Below are 15,719 nucleotides of genomic sequence, written 5' to 3'. Positions count from 1 at the left end.
CTCGTTTTGGTGTCCGGGCTCTTGCTCGGGTACTCTCTTCGAGCCAGGTTGTGAGGGCGGAGACGGTCTCACAACGGCAGTGAAATGCCTTTGGGGTATGGGGTAATTGGCAGCCCGTCTGATTCTGGTTCAGTTAGTCTAGGTTCGAGTCCTAGTACCCCAGCGGATTGGACCGCACCGATGGAAATCGGTAGAGTTCAACCTCGTTGCCCGGCCCGGAAGGGCCGGACGACAACCCTCTGGCCCCGTTGTGTAGCGGCCTAGCACGCCGCCCTCTCAAGGCGGTAGCGCGGGTTCGAATCCCGTCGGGGCTACCAGAGAAACGAAGGCCCCGGACCTCATGGTCCGGGGCCTTCGTCTGTGTGCGCTCAGTCCGCCACCACCGCCTTCAGGACATCGACCTTGGCGGCCGACCTGGCCGGTCCGAGGGCCGCCAGGACCCCTGCCACCGCGGCCAGCACGACATAGAGCGCCACCTGCAGACCGGGGATCGAGATCGCCTTGATGCCCTCGTCGGCGAGTGCCTGCGACAGTGCGAGCCCCAAGCCGATGCCGAGGGCGGCCCCAGCCAGCGCACCGATCAGGGAGATCACCACGGACTCCCAGCGCACCATCGCCCGGACCTGGGCACGCGTCATGCCGACCGCCCGGAGCAGGCCCAGCTCACGGGTCCGCTCGAAGACCGACAACACCAGGGTGTTGACGATGCCCAGCAGGGCGATCAGGACCGCCAGCATCAACATCACGGTGACGAACGAGAGCAGCGAGTCGATGAAACCGCTGGCCTCCTTCTCGAATCCCTTGCGATCGAGGACCTTCGCGTCGGGGTGGGCGGCCAGCGCCGCGGTGATGGCCTGCTGGACCGTCGACCGGTCGGCGCCGGGTGCGAGCGTGACCAGTCCGGACGTGATCAGCTGCGGACCGGCAGCGGCGGTCTGAGCGGCGATGCTGATGACGAAGTCGTCGCTGATCCAGCCCTTGCTGTCGTAGATACCGACGACCTTCATGGTGTGCTTGCCGGTCGCGGCGAACTCGGTCCCGATGGTGTCGCCGACCTTCCACCCGTGCGTGGTCGCGGCGGACTGCGCCACGATGATCCCGCTGGTGCCGAGGTTCGACACCGAGCCGGCCGACAACCGCAGGTTCAGCCCGGCGGTCGCGGTCGCGGGATCGACCGAGGAGTAGCTCGAATCCGCGCCGTCGAACCGGGCCTGCCCCCAGCCGCTGGCGGAGACCTTGTCGACCCCGGCCACGCCCTGGACCACCTTGATCGCCTCGGGGCTGTAGCCCGGGCCCTGCTTGCTCGACGGAGTGATGAACAGGGCGGCGTTGGTCGAGTCTCCGATGATGTCGGTGAACGATGCCTTCAGCGACGAGGCGAACACGCCCATGCTGACGACCAGGGTCAGGCCGACCATCAGGGCGGCGGCCGTGGACGACGTACGGCGTGGGTTGCGCATCGCGTTCTGCCGGGCCAGCTCGCCGGGCAGGCCACGCAGCCGCAGCGGGACGCCGATCAGCGCCGCGAGCGGACGGGCGGCAGCCGGCAGCAGCATGAGGACACCGACGATGATCGCCAGCAGACTGGGGCCGAACAGCTTCATGCTCAGATCGCTGTACAAGGTCAGGAACAGTCCGGTCAGGCCGACCACAGTCACGACGGCGCCGCTGATGATGCGCTGCTTCGTCGGGTTGCCGGAGCCTGGCACCGCTTCACGCAGCGCCTCGACCGGCAGCACCTTCGTCGCCCGGTAGGCCGGGACGAGGGCCGCCACGACTGTGACCACGGTGCCGACCAGCAGGGACACCACGATGGTGCGCGGTTCCACCTGCATCGACGTACTGGGCAGGGTGAAGCCGACCAGGTCCATCAGCAGGTTGAGGCCCTTGGCGACAAGCAGGCCGAGACCGATACCGACGGCCGACGCGAGGATGCCGAGCAGCAGCGCCTCGAGCACCAGGCTCCGGTTCACCTGGCGCCGGGTGGCGCCGATGGCCCGCAGCAGGGCGATCTCGCGGGACCGCTGGGTGATCGTCATGGTGAACGTGTTCCAGATGATGAACGAGCCCACGAACAGGGCGATGCCGGCGAAGATCATGAACAGCACGGTGACGACCTTCAGGTCCTTGTTCACCGCGTCCGTGGACTCCTTCACCACGGTCGCACCGGTCACTGCCTCGGCGCCGTCGGGCAGCACCTTGGTGATCCGTTGCACCAGGTCGGCGGGTGCCACGCCGGGTTCGGCGCTGACGTTGATCGAGTCGAAGAGGCCGGGCGCTCCCAGCACCCGCTGCGCGGTTGCGGAGTCGAAGTAGGCCCCCGTCGTACCGCCGAGGTTCTTCTCGCCGCCGAATCCGACGGTGCCGACGACGGTGAAGTTCTCGGCCGGACCGTTGAACAGCACCTTGATCGTGGAGCCGAGCGCGATGTGGTGCTCTTCGGCGCTGGTGGCGTCGATCGCGACCTGATGCGCACCCGAAGGTGCTGCGCCGGTCAGGATCTTGACGTCACCGCGCAGGGCGGGATCGGCCGGCATGCTGTAGCCCATGGTGGGAGCTCCACCGCTGGTCAGCACGGCCCGGCCCCCGTTGTCGGTCAGCAGCGCGTAGCCGCTGACCGAGCCCTCGGCGGTGCGAACCCCGTCGGCCTTGCTGACCTGGGTGAGGACAGCGGCGGGGATGGGACCGCGGCTGGTGCCGATGCCTTCGGACTGGCTGTAGGCGGCCTCGGCGCGAACGACCGCGTCGGTGCCGCCGGAGACCTTGCCGAACAGCTGGTTGAACGCCAGGTGCATGGTGTCGGTCAGGACGAGGGTGCCGGCCAGGAAGGCGACCCCGAGCGCGATCGAGGCCACGGTCAGGACGAGGCGCACCTTGTGCGCGAGCATGCCGCGCAGCGTTGCGGTGAACATGGTTCAGGCTCCTAGATGCTTCATGAAGTCGAGTACGGCGTCGGCCGTCGGCTCGAACATCTCGTCGACGACGTGACCGTCGGCCAGGAACAGGACCCGGTCGGCATAGCTGGCGGCGGTCGGATCGTGGGTGACCATGACGACGGTCTGGCCGAGTTCCTTGACTGCCTTGCGCAGGAAGCCGAGCAACTCGGTTCCGGCCGCGGAGTCGAGTGCACCGGTGGGCTCGTCCGCGAAGACGATCTGCGGACGCGAGGCGAGCGCGCGGGCCGCTGCCACCCGTTGCTGCTGCCCACCGGACAGCTCGGTCGGGCGATGGGTCAACCGGTTCTCGAGGCCCAGCTTGTCGACGATCGACGCGACCCAGATCTCGTCCGGTTTGCGGCCGGCGATGCGGATCGGAAGAACGATGTTCTCCGCCGCGGTCATCGTCGGCAGCAGGTTGAACGACTGGAAGATGAAGCCGATCTGGTCCCGGCGCAGTAGCGTGAGCGCCTTGTCGTTGAGCGAGGTGATCCGGGTGTCCCCGAGGAACACCTCGCCCGACGAGGGCCGGTCGAGGCCGGCGAGCATGTGCAGCAAGGTCGACTTGCCAGAGCCCGACGGTCCCATGATCGCGGTGAAATGGCCGGCCTCGAGGCTGACGTTGACGTCTTTCAGCGCGGCGATGGTCGCGTCGCCGGTGCCGTAGAACTTGCTGACGCCCTCGGCCCGGGCTGCGGCCGTCGCGACAGTGGTGGTGCCGGTGGTACGGATGGTGGCAGACATGTGTGTGTTTCTCCCCTGTGCCTGGATTCGTGGTGCCTGGTTCGACCCCCCGGTCGAGCGGCGTGCTTCCAGCAAAGGCGTTCCGGCCTGCCGATCCCATCGGGCTGGGCGCACGGCACCCGGGCGCTGCCCGCGGGCAATCGGCGGACGATCGTGCGGCTGACCCCACCCCGGGGGTTCGGGCACTCCCATCCCGGCGACGGTGGGCGCAGACTGCAGAGGTGAAGTTGTGGGGGCGACGGCGTACTGGCCGTGAACAACTCGCTGGTCTGCTGGTATTGGGTGGGCTCGTGGTGTTCGTGGTGCTGGTGTACGTCCTCATCGTTCTGGGCGGCGGAGCGCTCATCGGCCACACCTCGTCGCCGCACGGAGGACTGTCGGTGTTGGCGACCGCGGTGGTGGCACTGTCCTTCGGCTGGGTGCAGTCACGGCTCGAGGTCGTCATGTCGCGGTTGGTGCACGGTGGGTCGCAGTCGCCGTACGAGGTGTTGAGCAAGTTCTCGCCGGCAGTGATCGGCGGCCCGGCCGAGGAAGACCTGCCGGCCAGGATGGCCGAAGTGCTGGCCGCCGGCACGGGGGCGAAGGCAACGCAGGTCTGGCTGATGGTGGACGGCCGGTTGCGGCTCGCCGCAACCTGGCCACCCGCAGACGGATCGCCGGCGGTCGAAGCGGCGGCAGGCGACCTGCCCGGCCGACGGGAGTTGCCGGTGCGCCAGGCGGGCGAACTGCTGGGCGTTCTGGTGGTGCAAGAACACGAGAACGTACCGCTCACTCCGGTCGAGGAGCGGCTCTTCGCCGGGCTTGCCGACCAGGCCGGGCTGGTACTGCGCGGCGCTCGATTGCGGGCCGAGCTCATGCATCGGCTCGCGGAGTTGTCCAGGCTCGCGGAGGAACTGCGAAGGTCGAGGCAACGTCTCGTCGACGCTCAGGACGCCGAGCGGAAGCGGCTCGAGCGCGATATCCACGACGGTGCTCAACAGCATCTGGTCGCGCTCGCGGTGAACCTGAGGCTTGCCCACACCTTGGCCGGACGGTCGCCGCAGCGGGCTGATCGACTGCTCGCGGAGCAGTGCAAGGCGGCCACCGTGACGATCGAGACGATCACCAGCCTCTCGCGCGGCATCTACCCGAGCCTGCTTGTCGACGAAGGTCTTGCGGCCGCGCTCCGGACGGCGATCTCCCGTAGCCCACTGCCGGCCGAACTGGTTGCCGGTGACCTCGGCCGGTACCCGGCCGGCGTCGAGGCCGCGGCGTACTTCTGCGCGCTGGAGGCGCTGCAGAACTCGGCCAAACACTCGTCGGCCAAGGCGATCCGCGTGGATCTGCGCGGCGGTCCCGCGGTCCTGGAGGTGACGGTCCACGACGATGGCGCCGGGTTCGATCTCGCGGCGGCGCGGGCCGGTGCGGGGCTGGCCAACATGCGTGACCGGGTCGAGTCGGCCGGTGGAACGCTGACCATCGAGACCACACCCTCGCGCGGCACGCTGGTCGCTGCCAGGCTGCCGGGCGCGCGCCGGCCGGGGGACTGAGATGCACGCGCGGGTGGCCTGGGTCCTGACGGCGTTGACCGTACTCATCGCCGGCGCGGACGTCTGGGTCACTTCGGCGTACCGGCCGCTGCTGTCCGAGGAAGCCGTCGCCGTGCACGGGTTCCCGTTCGTCACCGGCGCGGTCATCGGATGCGCCGCGATGGGCGCGCTGATCGTGGCCCGGTGGGCGCGACACCCCATCGGCTGGCTGCTCTGCCTGATCGGCTTCTTGTCGTCGATCTCGTTGCTGACTGAGGCTTACAGCGTGTGGGTCATCAAGGCTGGCGGGCCGGGGCCGCGGAGTCTCGGTGGAATCTCAGGCTGGATCTCCGCCCTGTTGGGTGGACAGCTTTCACTGGCCGCGCTGTCCATCCTCTTCCTGGTCGCGCCGGACGGCCGGCTCCTGTCCCGCCGCTGGCGCGCGGCGGTCGTCGTGGCGTTGGCCGGGTACGCCGGTTACGTCGGAAGCCTGCTCACCCTGTCGCCGGCCGCGTTCGACATCGACCACCAGGACGTGGTCGGGCCGCTGGCCAGCCTGTTGTCCCTGGTCGGACTTCCCTTCATCGCCATCGGCCTGGTCGCCGCGATGGTGTCCATGGTCCTCCGGATGCATCGCAGCCAGGGAGTGCAGCGGCAACAGGTGCGGTTGATGGCGCTGTCGGTGGCGTTCGTTGCCCTGAGCTTCGTCTTCCTGATCGTCGTCCAGATCTTCAACGGCGGTCAGCAGACCTGGATCTCCAGCCTCCCACTGTTCTTCTCGTATTTCTGCCTCCCGCTGCTGTTCGCCGTCGCGGTCCTGCGCTACCGGCTGTTCGACCTGGACCTGATCATCAACCGGGCCGTCGTCCTCGCCCTGGGCACCATCTTCGCCGGGATCGGATACACGGGCCTGGTCCTTGCGGTGGCGGCCGTGCTCCATACCCGGACCAGTGGATTCTGGCTGTCGCTGCTCGCCACCGCACTGGTCGCGCTCGCCTTCCAGCCACTCCGCCAACGGACCGTCCGGCTCGCGAACCGGCTCGCTTACGGAGCCAGGGCGCAGCCTTATGAGGCGCTCTCCGAGTTCAGCCGCCGGCTCGCCGAGCCACCATCACCAAGCGCGCTGCTGCCCGCTGTCGCGGAAGCGGCCGGGCGCGCGGTCTCCGCGCAGTCCTCCACCGCAGACCTCAGAGTTCCCGGCCTGGTGGGGCTTTCCGTCGCCTGGCCCGGCCCGTCCGACGGATCGCCGGAGTACCAGGTGCCCGTCCGGCAGGGTGGCGACACCCTCGGCAGCATCGGCGTCACGATGCCGAAGGGGCACGGGCTCCGGGCTGCGGACGAGCAACTCCTGCAGGATCTGGCCGACCAGACCGCGCTCGCCTTCCGCAACGCCGCGATGGAGTCCGAGCTGGCGGGGCACGTGGCTGCCCTCGATCGCACCACCGCTGCGCTGGCTGAGTCCCGACGACGGATCATCGCGGCCGACGACGCCGCTCGCTGCCGGCTGGAGTCAGCGATCTCCCGGGACGTGCTGTCCCATCTCCAGCCGATGCCCGGGCGGTTGAGCGGCCTCAGCGTCGCCAAGTCGGGGAGCGCGGCGACCGACGAGCTCGAGCACCTTGTGGACGAGACGAACGCGGCACTCGACTCGTTGCGGGCATTGACCCGAGGGTTGTTCCCCACCCAGTTGGCCCGCGCAGGCCTGGCCCGCGCCCTCAGCTCACACCTGGCGCGGAGCGGCTCGACGGTCACTCTGCACGTCGAACCGGCGGCTGACCGGCGGTTCGCGGCCAGGGTTGAGGCGGCGGTCTACTTCTGCTGTGTCGAGGCCGTGCGCGCCGGGTCCGGCGCAACCCGCATCGACCTCCGGATCGTGGAGTCGGAGCTGGTCGTGCAGATCGATGGCCTCGCCCGTGGCCAGATCGACGTACAGGCGATCGTCGACCGGGTCGAGGCAGCGGGCGGACGGCTGTCGCTCGATCGGGAGGATCAGCTGTCCGTCAGCATTCCGGTCGATCCCGACGAGCCCACGCGGCCGTGAGCAGGTCCGGACCGAACGCGGCCTTGGCCAGGTACGACGTGGCCCCACAGCCGGAGATGTCGAACTCCTCCCGGTCATAGGTCGAGAGCAGTACGACGACCGGCGCGTCGGCGTCCTTGGTGATCTGCCGGGTGGCCTCGATCCCGTCGATGCCGGGCAGGTTGACGTCCATCAGGACGAGGCTCGGGCGCAGCCTCGTGACGGCGAGCAGCGCCTCCTCGCCGGACGACGTGGACGCGACGACGACGAAACCGTCGGTCTCCGACACGACGGCAGCGATCGCCCGGCGAAACGGCTCCTGGTCGTCCACGATCAGGACGCGTACGTCGGCCACTGGCTCACCTCCTGTCCGCCATCGTGGGGGACAAGGCCGTGGCTGCAACATGGTGCTGTCCGCCCGGACTGGTGCGGCTGACCCCCGCAGACGTCAGCGGCCGGACTGTCCACCGGTCGCCTCGAGGTAGGCCAGGACGGCCATCACGCGCCGATTGACGTCGGACTCGTCGGCCAGGCCGAGCTTCTGGAACAGCGAGCTGATGTGTTTCTCGACGGCCCGGGTGCTCATGAAGAGGGCCTTGGCCGTCGCCTCGTTGCTGCGGCCGGCGGCGAGTTCCTGGAGCACCTCGCGCTCCCGATCGGTCAGTCCGGGCAAGGGCGACCGCGCATCTCGCGCCTTACGCGCCAGCAGACCCTCGACCACCCGGGCATCGAGGACGGAGCCGCCGCGCGCAACGTCGTACAGGGCTCGCAGCAGCTCGTCGCGCTGCGACACCCGTTCCTTCAGCAGGTACCCGAGGCCCGCGACGCCGTCGGACAGCAGGTCGAACGCGTAGTCCTCCTCGACGTACTGCGACAGCACGACGACCCCGATCGACGGGTGGTCTGCGCGGATCCGCTTGGCCGCGTCGATGCCCTCGGTCGTGAAGGTCGGAGGCATCCGGATGTCGGTCAGGACGGCGTCCGGCCGGTGCCGGGCTACAGACTCCAGCAGCGCGGCCGGATCGGTGACCACGTCGACGAGCTCGACGTCCTCGGTCTCGGCGAGCAGCGCGGAGATGCCTTCGCGCACGAGGAAGTTGTCATCCGCAAAGACAACTCGCAACGCCACAGCACTCACTGTAGGCCCGCGATCCGGGCATGACCGCGGTTCTGGTTCTGAGGCCGGCGACGGACTCGGAGGGGCCGGGTCTGACCACGGCCTACTGTGGGTCATGTGGCACTTGCCGTGTGTCTGTTGTTCAACCGTCGCACAGACCGGATCCTCCGGGCGTTGTGGGATCGGCTGGAGGATCTCGGCGTACCGACGCTGAAGTCGCACACGCACGGCCGGCACGTGCCGCATCTGTCGCTGGCGGTGCTGCGGGAGTGGGATGGCGACAAGGTGCGCAAGGCGGTCGAAGCTCTGCCCCGCGGCGGCCCGATCAGCCTGTACTTCGACGCCCTCGGTACGTTCCGGCGTGGTCGAGCCTGGCTTGTCCCGGCTGTCGGCGCCGATGTGTTGGGGTGGCAGGAGCGGATGGTCTCAGCGCTCACGGCAACCGGCGCGGACCTCCACCGGCATTACGAACCAGGGCGCTGGGTCCCACACTGCACTCTTGCACCTCGTGTCCCACTCGCTGCTTTGCCGATCCTCGCGGCGACCGTGTACGACGTACTTCCGCTTGAGGCGATCGCGGACCACGCTGCCCTGATCGACAGCAGCACCGGCCACTTCTGGCCCCTCCCGAACATTCCCTAGCTGGCCGCATATCCACAGATTCACGTGGACGCCGATTTTCGGGGGTGGCGCTCGCTACGGTCTTCTCATGAGCGAAAGCTACTCCTTGGCCGAGGGACCGGCCGAACTCGGAGCTCTGGTGGCGCGGGCCGCTGGGGCGCACGAACGGGTGGACCTCACCGATGACGACACCACGGTCGCGGTGATCATCTCATTGGCCGACTACCAGGAGATGCAAGCCGCGGTGGACCAGGCCGACATTGCCGAAGCCGAGGCGATCAAGGCGCGAGGCGAGTGGATCTCCCACGAAGAGGCCATCAGGCTCTTGGAGATCGATGAGCCCGGACCTACACCATCGTCTGGAGCGGCGAGGCCATCAGAGCACTCAACCGGCTCCGAGCGGACGATCCGGACACGGCGAAGCTTCTGATCGGCGCGATCCTGGGGCTGGCGGCAGACCCGCGCCCTACCAGCAGCAACGCACTGGGTTGCACCGACCTCAGAAGACTCCGGTTTCGTGATCACCGGATCTTGTATGAGATTTCGGAGGCAGGTGGCTGTCCACGTCGTCTCGGTGGGATCAGTTAAGCGTTGATGAGTCCCGGCAGGGCTCTCTGGTTCGGCCAGGGAGCCCTGCGTCATTGTGTCGAACTATTCGGAAGCGCGGCGGAGGGCTTCCGAAAGACGCTCGGCGGCGGCCATCACGGCGGGAGCGTGCATGCGGCCGGGCTGGCGGGAGAGGCGTTCGATCGGGCCCGACACGGACACCGCGGCGATCACCTTGCCCGAAGGCGAGCGGACCGGGGCCGAGACGGACGCGACGCCCTGCTCCCGTTCGCCGACCGAGTGCGCCCAGCCACGACGCCGTACGCCGGCGAGTGCGGCGGCGTTGAAGGTCGCATTGTGAAGGCCGCGGTGCATCCGCTCCGGGTCCTCCCAGGCGAGCAGTATTTGCGCTGCCGAACCAGCGGCCATGGTCAGCTGGCTGCCGACCGGGACGGTGTCGCGCAGGCCGGACGGACGCTCGGCGGCGGCGACGCACACCCGGTACTCACCCTGGCGGCGGAACAGCTGTGCCGACTCACCGGTGATGTCGCGCAGCCGGGCCAGCACCGGGCCGGCCGTCGCGAGCAGCCGGTCCTCACCGGCGGCCGAGGCCAACTCGCTGAGTCGCGGGCCGAGCACGAACCGCCCCTGCATGTCGCGGCCGACCAGACGGTGGTGCTCCAGTGCCACCGCCAGCCGGTGCGCGGTCGGCCGAGCCAGACCCGTGGCCGCCACCAGACCGGCCAGGGTCGCCGGCCCGGACTCGAGCGCGGACAGAACGAGGGCTGCTTTGTCGAGAACGCCGACTCCGCTAGAGTTGTCCATGGGACGATATTGCCGTCTCGAATCGTGGAACGCAAGTCGCTAATCCGCCCTGGTGCAGAGCACTGTGAGCGATAGCACGCCACCACATAGCTCGACCGGGGCGGTGGGGCGGGAAAAAGTATCCAAGGAGGAGAAGTCTGATGGGTAGGACGTTGTCGGAAAAGGTCTGGGATGCGCACGTCGTGCGCCATGCCGACGGAGAACCCGACCTCCTCTACATCGACCTCCACCTGGTCCACGAGGTGACCAGCCCGCAGGCGTTCGACGGCCTCCGGCTGGCCGGCCGCCCGGTCCGCCGGCCCGACCTGACCATCGCCACCGAGGACCACAACGTCCCGACGTACGACGTGGACAAGCCGATCGCGGACCCGGTCTCGCGCACGCAGGTCGACACCCTGCGGAAGAACGCCGAGGAGTTCGGCATCCGGATCCACACCCTCGGCGACCCGGACCAGGGCGTCGTGCACGTGATCGGCCCGCAGCTCGGCCTGACCCAGCCCGGCATGACCGTGGTCTGCGGCGACAGCCACACCTCCACCCACGGCGCGTTCGGGGCGATTGCCTTCGGCATCGGCACCAGCGAGGTCGAGCACGTGCTGGCCACCCAGACCCTGATGCAGGCCCGGCCGAAGACGATGGCCGTGACCGTCGACGGCGTACTGCCGGACGGCGTCTCCGCGAAGGACCTGGTGCTGGCGCTGATCGCGCAGGTCGGCACCGGCGGCGGCCAGGGCTACATCGTCGAGTACCGCGGCGAGGCGATCCGCGCGTTGAGCATGGAAGCCCGGATGACGATCTGCAACATGTCGATCGAGTGGGGCGCGAAGGCCGGCATGATCGCGCCGGACGAGACCACGTTCGCGTACCTGCAGGACAAGCCGCATGCGCCGCAGGGCGTGGATTGGGAAGCGGCCGTCGAGTACTGGAAGAGCCTGGCCACCGACGCGGACGCGACCTTCGACCGCGAGGTCGTCCTGCGCGCCGAGGACATCGCGCCGTTCGTCACCTGGGGCACCAACCCCGGCCAGGGCATCCCGCTGTCGGAGAGCGTCCCGTCGCCGGACGACTTCGACAACGAGAACGACAAGGTCGCCGCCGAGCGGGCGCTGGAGTACATGGGCCTCACCGCCGGTACGCCGATGCGCGAGATCCACGTGGACACAGTGTTCCTGGGCTCCTGCACCAACGGCCGGATCGAGGACCTGCGCGCCGCCGCGGGCGTGCTGGCCGGCCGGAAGGTTGCCGAGGGCACCCGGATGCTCGTGGTCCCGGGTTCGGGCCGGGTCCGGTTGCAGGCCGAGGCCGAGGGCCTGGACACGATCTTCAAGGACGCCGGCGCCGAATGGCGTGGCGCCGGGTGCTCGATGTGCCTGGGCATGAACCCGGACCAGCTGGCCCCGGGGGAGCGCAGCGCCTCCACCTCGAACCGGAACTTCGAAGGCCGTCAGGGCAAGGGCGGCCGGACCCACCTGGTCTCGCCGCTGGTCGCCGCCGCGACCGCGGTCACCGGGACCCTCGCCGCCCCGGCGGACCTTCCGCCGGTCGACGTCGCCGTACCCGAGAACGTCTGAGGAGCAGCAGAATCATGGAAGCCTTCACCCAGCACATCGGTACGGCGGCCCCGCTGCGCCGGAGCAACGTCGACACCGACCAGATCATCCCGGCCGTGTATCTGAAGCGGGTCACCCGGACCGGTTTCGAGGACGGACTGTTCGCCGCGTGGCGCAACGATCCTTCCTTCGTCCTCAACCAGCCTGAGTACGACGGTGTCTCGGTGCTCGTGGCCGGGCCGGACTTCGGCACCGGATCGTCCCGGGAGCACGCGGTCTGGGCCCTGCTCGACTACGGGTTCCGCGTGGTCGTGTCGTCGCGGTTCGGCGACATTTTCCGCGGTAACTCGGGCAAGGCCGGCCTGCTCGCGGCACTGGTTACCCAGGACGTCGTGGAGCGACTGTGGGCCACCATCGAGGCCGACCCGGGCACCAAGGTGACCGTCGACCTGGAGCACAAGACGATCTCTGCTGGTGACGTCTCGGCGTCGTTCGAGATCGACGACTACACCCGCTACCGGCTGCTGAACGGACTCGACGACGTCGGCATCACCTTGTCGCACGAGGCCGACATCGCCGCCTACGAAGCGACCCGGCCGGCCTTCAAGCCGGCCACTCTTCCCGCGAAGGCTTGACTCGTGAGTTATCGCCGCCGTAACGCGCAGCACCCCGGCGGCGATAACTCTGGTGTTACCCTTGCGTCGTTGACAGAACAAGGCTTGCGAGATCAAGGAGGTGAGGCGCTGGTGACCAGCGATCCCTCCAGACATACCGATCTCGCTCGACCTTGAGAGGCTGAATCCTCTGGTAGTTGCGGCTTGAGTGCCGTGAGGGTCGGGCAGACGCGTCCCATCACTCACTCGCTTCACCGCACCTGGAGGACTTATGTCCGACCTGCGCCTGCGCACACTGCGCGCCTTCGGCCGCGCCCCGTCGCTCCGTACCGCCGCCCGCAAGCACGCCGTTCCCGCTGTCGAGCCGGTCGAGAAGCCACGCGAGGCCGCAAAGCCCAAGGGGCACAGCGTCGTCGACAGTGCGATCTACTGTGGCGGCCGGCGGGTCGCGTCCCCGGGATCGCTGGCCGAGACCTATCGCGTCCTGCACAAGGCCCCGCAGAGCCTGGCCTGGATCGGCCTGTACCGGCCGGACAGCCGTGAGCTCGCGTCGCTGGCGCAGGAGTTCGACCTGCACGAGCTGGCCATCGAGGACGCCATCCAGGCCCACCAGCGGCCGAAGCTGGAGCGGTACGGCGACACGTTGTTCGTCGTCCTGAAGGCCGCTCGCTACCGGGACGCGACCGAGGAGGTCGAGTTCGGCGAGGTCCACGTGTTCGTCGGCCCGGACTTCGTGGTGACGGTCCGGCATGCCGAAGCGCCGAACCTGGCCGCCGTACGGCGCCGGGTCGAACGCGATCCCGAGCTGCTCGGCCGGGGCACCGAGGCCGTGCTCTACGCGATCATGGACAAGGTGGTCGACGGTTACGCACCGGTGGTCGCCGGTCTCGAGAACGACATCGACGAGATCGAGACCGAGGTGTTCCGCGGTGACCCCAAGGTGTCGCGGCGCATCTACGAACTGTCCCGTGAGGTGATCGAGTTCCAGCGCGCGACCCGGCCGCTGGTCGGCATGCTCGAGTCGCTGCGCGGCGGTTTCGAGAAGTACGGCGTCGACGAGGAACTGCAACGTTCACTGCGCGATGTGGCCGACCACGTGACCGAGGTGGTGGAGAAGGTCGGCGGTTTCCGCGAACTGCTCCGCGACATCCTGACCGTGAACTCGACCCTGGTGGCGCAGCAGCAGAACGAGGAGATGAAGAGCCTCGCGATCGCCAGCAGCGCGCAGAACGAAGAGGTCAAGAAGATCTCCGCCTGGGCGGCCATCCTGTTCGCGCCGACCTTGATCGGCACCGTCTACGGGATGAACTTCGACAGCATGCCCGAACTGCACTGGCAGTACGGCTACCCGTTCGCGATCGGCCTGATGGGCATGGTCTGCGGTGGTCTGTACCTCATCTTCAAACGCCTCAGTTGGCTCTAGACAGGGCTCCGGCGCCGGTGAAGGATGGGACCGGATCGTTGCTCTGAAGGGATTCGGGGACTCTGAAGGGCCGGATCGGGCCAAATTGTGGCACGAATCGCCCAAAACAAGGCCGAATTGCCGCGTTGGTGTTTGTGAACGGCGTGTTGAGTCCATAACGTTCACGTGAGATCGAGCGCTGTGCTCGACGCCTACGTTCACGGAGGGAAGCAGTGAACAAGAGCCAGTTGGTCGAAGCGCTCGCAGTGCACTTCGACGGAAACCGCCGCCAAGCCCAGCACGCACTGGAATCGGTGATCGACACCGTAGAGCGCGAGCTGACCAAGAAGGGTGGCAAGGTCGCTATCACCGGGTTCGGTGCCTTCGAGGCCATCGAGCGTGGCGCGCGCATCGTGCGCAACCCGCGGACCGGCGAGACCAAGCGTGCCAAGAAGACCGTGGTTCCGAAGTTCCGCGCGGGTGCGGAGCTGAAGGCCGTTGTCTCCGGCGCGAAGAAGCTGCCGAAGCTGGTCGTGCCGAAGCCGGCCGCGACCGCCACCAAGGCGGCCGCCCCGGCGAAGAAGGCCGCTCCGGCCAAGGCCGCGGCGACCAAGACCGCCGCCGCCAAGAAGGCGACGGCGACCAAGACGGTTGCGAAGAAGGCCCCGGTCAAGGCAGCTGCCAAGAAGGCCCCGGCCAAGACCGTTGCCAAGAAGGCGCCGGTGAAGAAGGCTCCGGCCAAGACCGTTGCCAAGAAGGCGCCGGCCAAGAAGGCCCCCGCCAAGAAGGCTCCGGCGAAGCGCGTAGCTACTCGCTGACCTTCAAGCACTGCAGCACCGCAGTAACCGCACTACAGCGAAGGCCGGTCTCCCCACTCCAGGGGCGACCGGCCTTCGCCGTGTGGGGCAAAGCTCAGGATGCCTGCGGCAACCTTTAGAGCTCGGTGGCGAACTCGACCTTGCTGACGGCCAGACTGGCGCCGGATCCCGTGGTCACCAGCCGGACCCGCTGGCCCACGCGCAGATGCCGGACCGGGGTGTCGGCGACGGCATGCACGGTGAAGGGGAGCTCGATCCCGGTGTCGGTCAGCACGGATCCGGAGAAGGTTTCGCCGTCGTACCGGCTCACGGTCGCTTGCATGTCCCAACCGTACTTCAGCAGGCGATGCCCTCGGTGCCCGTCGCCGCACCCAGCACCAGCGACATCACGTCCGCGGTGGCCGGACCGACACCGAGTTGTACGGCGTGCGCCAGATCGGCCGCCGTGTCGACATCTCGCCGTACCGACTCGATCCCGGCCAGCTCGATGGGGATCGCGCCGGAGGCCTGGTGGGCTAGTGCGGAACCGACACCGAAGCGCGGATCCAGCGCGACCCCGGGAGCTGCGGCGAGCAACGTCGTACCGGTGCCGGGCTGGTCGATCACGAACGACCGCGGCGCCACACAGGCGGCCAGTACGGCGGTCAGCTCGGCGGGCCGCAACGCGGGCAGATCCGCCGAGAGGGCGGCGACTCCGTTGCCCGGGAACTCCGCAGCCGCGACAGTGGCACCATGCAGCAAGGCTTCGTTCAGGCCCGCGGCCGGGAGGTCGGGCACCACCCGCGCACCCACCGCGCTGACGTCCGCGGCCACCACGGGATCGTCGGTGACGACCAGGACCGCGCGCACCAGGGGAGAGGCGAGGGCGGCCGCAGTAGTGTCGACAGCGAAGGCGCGGGCCAGCTCCGGCCGGTGCTGAGGGTAGGCGGACGCGAGCCGGCTCTTCGCGATCGCCGTACGCTTCACCGGGATCGCCAGGATCCAGGGAGCGACCTGTAGGTCTGCCATCAGGCAGGAT

Annotated in this window: 16 protein-coding genes and 2 tRNA genes; 11 read left to right on the top strand and 7 right to left on the bottom strand. The window is 68.5% G+C overall.

Annotation, left to right across the window (positions count from 1 at the left end):
* Positions 1 to 91 precede the first annotated feature (91 nt).
* Positions 92 to 163 (top strand) — tRNA-Gln (locus OG555_RS42280).
* Positions 164 to 241: 78 nt separating this feature from the next.
* Positions 242 to 317 (top strand) — tRNA-Glu (locus OG555_RS42275).
* Positions 318 to 368: 51 nt separating this feature from the next.
* Here OG555_RS42275 and OG555_RS42270 read toward each other — a convergent pair.
* Together OG555_RS42270 and OG555_RS42265 are read right to left on the bottom strand one after the other, a co-directional pair.
* On the bottom strand, positions 369 to 2,912 hold the full coding sequence (locus tag OG555_RS42270) for an ABC transporter permease (RefSeq protein WP_329479748.1): 2,544 nt from the start codon (positions 2,910 to 2,912) through the stop codon (positions 369 to 371).
* A gap of 3 nt (positions 2,913 to 2,915) precedes the next feature.
* Positions 2,916 to 3,872, bottom strand: a complete 957-nt coding sequence (locus OG555_RS42265) for an ABC transporter ATP-binding protein (protein WP_442914473.1) — start codon at positions 3,870 to 3,872, stop codon at positions 2,916 to 2,918.
* Positions 3,873 to 3,901: 29 nt separating this feature from the next.
* Here OG555_RS42265 and OG555_RS42260 point away from each other — a divergent pair, with 29 nt between their 5' ends.
* Positions 3,902 to 5,209, top strand: a complete 1,308-nt coding sequence (locus tag OG555_RS42260) for a GAF domain-containing sensor histidine kinase (protein ID WP_329479744.1) — start codon at positions 3,902 to 3,904, stop codon at positions 5,207 to 5,209.
* Between the two features lies 1 nt (position 5,210).
* Entirely contained in the window at positions 5,211 to 7,229 is a 2,019-nt protein-coding gene (locus OG555_RS42255) for a hypothetical protein (RefSeq protein WP_329479742.1), read from the top strand.
* On the opposite strand, the gene OG555_RS42250 is transcribed toward OG555_RS42255, so the two are convergent.
* Together OG555_RS42250 and OG555_RS42245 are read right to left on the bottom strand one after the other, a co-directional pair.
* Positions 7,189 to 7,563, bottom strand: coding sequence for a response regulator (locus OG555_RS42250; RefSeq protein WP_329479740.1), 375 nt, complete (start codon positions 7,561 to 7,563; stop codon positions 7,189 to 7,191). The two genes, OG555_RS42255 and OG555_RS42250, sit on opposite strands and share 41 nt — an antisense overlap.
* A 93-nt stretch (positions 7,564 to 7,656) precedes the next feature.
* On the bottom strand, positions 7,657 to 8,337 hold the full coding sequence (locus OG555_RS42245) for a response regulator transcription factor (RefSeq protein ID WP_329479738.1): 681 nt from the start codon (positions 8,335 to 8,337) through the stop codon (positions 7,657 to 7,659).
* Positions 8,338 to 8,442: 105 nt separating this feature from the next.
* On the opposite strand from OG555_RS42245, the gene OG555_RS42240 reads away from it, so the two are divergent.
* The 3 genes from OG555_RS42240 to OG555_RS43070 all read left to right on the top strand — a co-directional run bounded on the left by OG555_RS42240 (position 8,443) and on the right by OG555_RS43070 (position 9,534).
* Positions 8,443 to 8,967, top strand: a complete 525-nt coding sequence (locus OG555_RS42240) for a 2'-5' RNA ligase family protein (protein WP_329479736.1) — start codon at positions 8,443 to 8,445, stop codon at positions 8,965 to 8,967.
* Between the two features lie 67 nt (positions 8,968 to 9,034).
* The gene (locus OG555_RS42235; protein ID WP_329479734.1) at positions 9,035 to 9,376 is read left to right on the top strand and encodes a hypothetical protein; all 342 of its coding nucleotides are present in this window, start codon (positions 9,035 to 9,037) and stop codon (positions 9,374 to 9,376) included.
* The gene (locus OG555_RS43070) at positions 9,301 to 9,534 is read left to right on the top strand and encodes a type II toxin-antitoxin system RelE family toxin (protein ID WP_442914550.1); all 234 of its coding nucleotides are present in this window, start codon (positions 9,301 to 9,303) and stop codon (positions 9,532 to 9,534) included. Before OG555_RS42235 ends, OG555_RS43070 begins: the two co-directional genes overlap by 76 nt.
* A 63-nt stretch (positions 9,535 to 9,597) precedes the next feature.
* Here OG555_RS43070 and OG555_RS42230 read toward each other — a convergent pair whose 3' ends face one another.
* Entirely contained in the window at positions 9,598 to 10,317 is a 720-nt protein-coding gene (locus OG555_RS42230; protein ID WP_012922430.1) for an IclR family transcriptional regulator, read from the bottom strand.
* A 140-nt stretch (positions 10,318 to 10,457) separates the two neighbouring features.
* On the opposite strand from OG555_RS42230, the gene leuC reads away from it, so the two are divergent.
* The 4 genes from leuC (at position 10,458) to OG555_RS42210 (ending at position 14,701) form a co-directional block, all read left to right on the top strand.
* Positions 10,458 to 11,888, top strand: coding sequence for a 3-isopropylmalate dehydratase large subunit (gene leuC / locus OG555_RS42225; protein WP_329479732.1), 1,431 nt, complete (start codon positions 10,458 to 10,460; stop codon positions 11,886 to 11,888).
* 14 nt (positions 11,889 to 11,902) lie between these two features.
* Positions 11,903 to 12,502 (top strand): 3-isopropylmalate dehydratase small subunit, encoded by a 600-nt coding sequence (gene leuD / locus OG555_RS42220; RefSeq protein ID WP_329479730.1) that lies wholly within the window; start codon positions 11,903 to 11,905, stop codon positions 12,500 to 12,502.
* Between the two features lie 250 nt (positions 12,503 to 12,752).
* Positions 12,753 to 13,904, top strand: a complete 1,152-nt coding sequence (gene corA, locus OG555_RS42215; RefSeq protein WP_329479728.1) for a magnesium/cobalt transporter CorA — start codon at positions 12,753 to 12,755, stop codon at positions 13,902 to 13,904.
* 212 nt (positions 13,905 to 14,116) lie between these two features.
* Complete coding sequence (locus OG555_RS42210) at positions 14,117 to 14,701, top strand: HU family DNA-binding protein (RefSeq protein ID WP_329479725.1); 585 nt, start codon at positions 14,117 to 14,119, stop codon at positions 14,699 to 14,701.
* 115 nt (positions 14,702 to 14,816) lie between these two features.
* On the opposite strand, the gene OG555_RS42205 is transcribed toward OG555_RS42210, so the two are convergent.
* Positions 14,817 to 15,023, bottom strand: coding sequence for a hypothetical protein (locus OG555_RS42205; protein WP_329479723.1), 207 nt, complete (start codon positions 15,021 to 15,023; stop codon positions 14,817 to 14,819).
* A gap of 14 nt (positions 15,024 to 15,037) precedes the next feature.
* Positions 15,038 to 15,709, bottom strand: a complete 672-nt coding sequence (cofC, locus tag OG555_RS42200; protein ID WP_329479722.1) for a 2-phospho-L-lactate guanylyltransferase — start codon at positions 15,707 to 15,709, stop codon at positions 15,038 to 15,040.
* Positions 15,710 to 15,719 lie beyond the last annotated feature (10 nt).

This window comes from Kribbella sp. NBC_01484 (assembly GCF_036227145.1).
In the GTDB taxonomy this organism is placed as follows: Bacteria; Actinomycetota; Actinomycetes; order Propionibacteriales; family Kribbellaceae; genus Kribbella.
The sequence above is the reverse complement of the archived record's forward strand: the minus strand, read 5'-3'. Positions and strand labels throughout refer to the sequence as shown.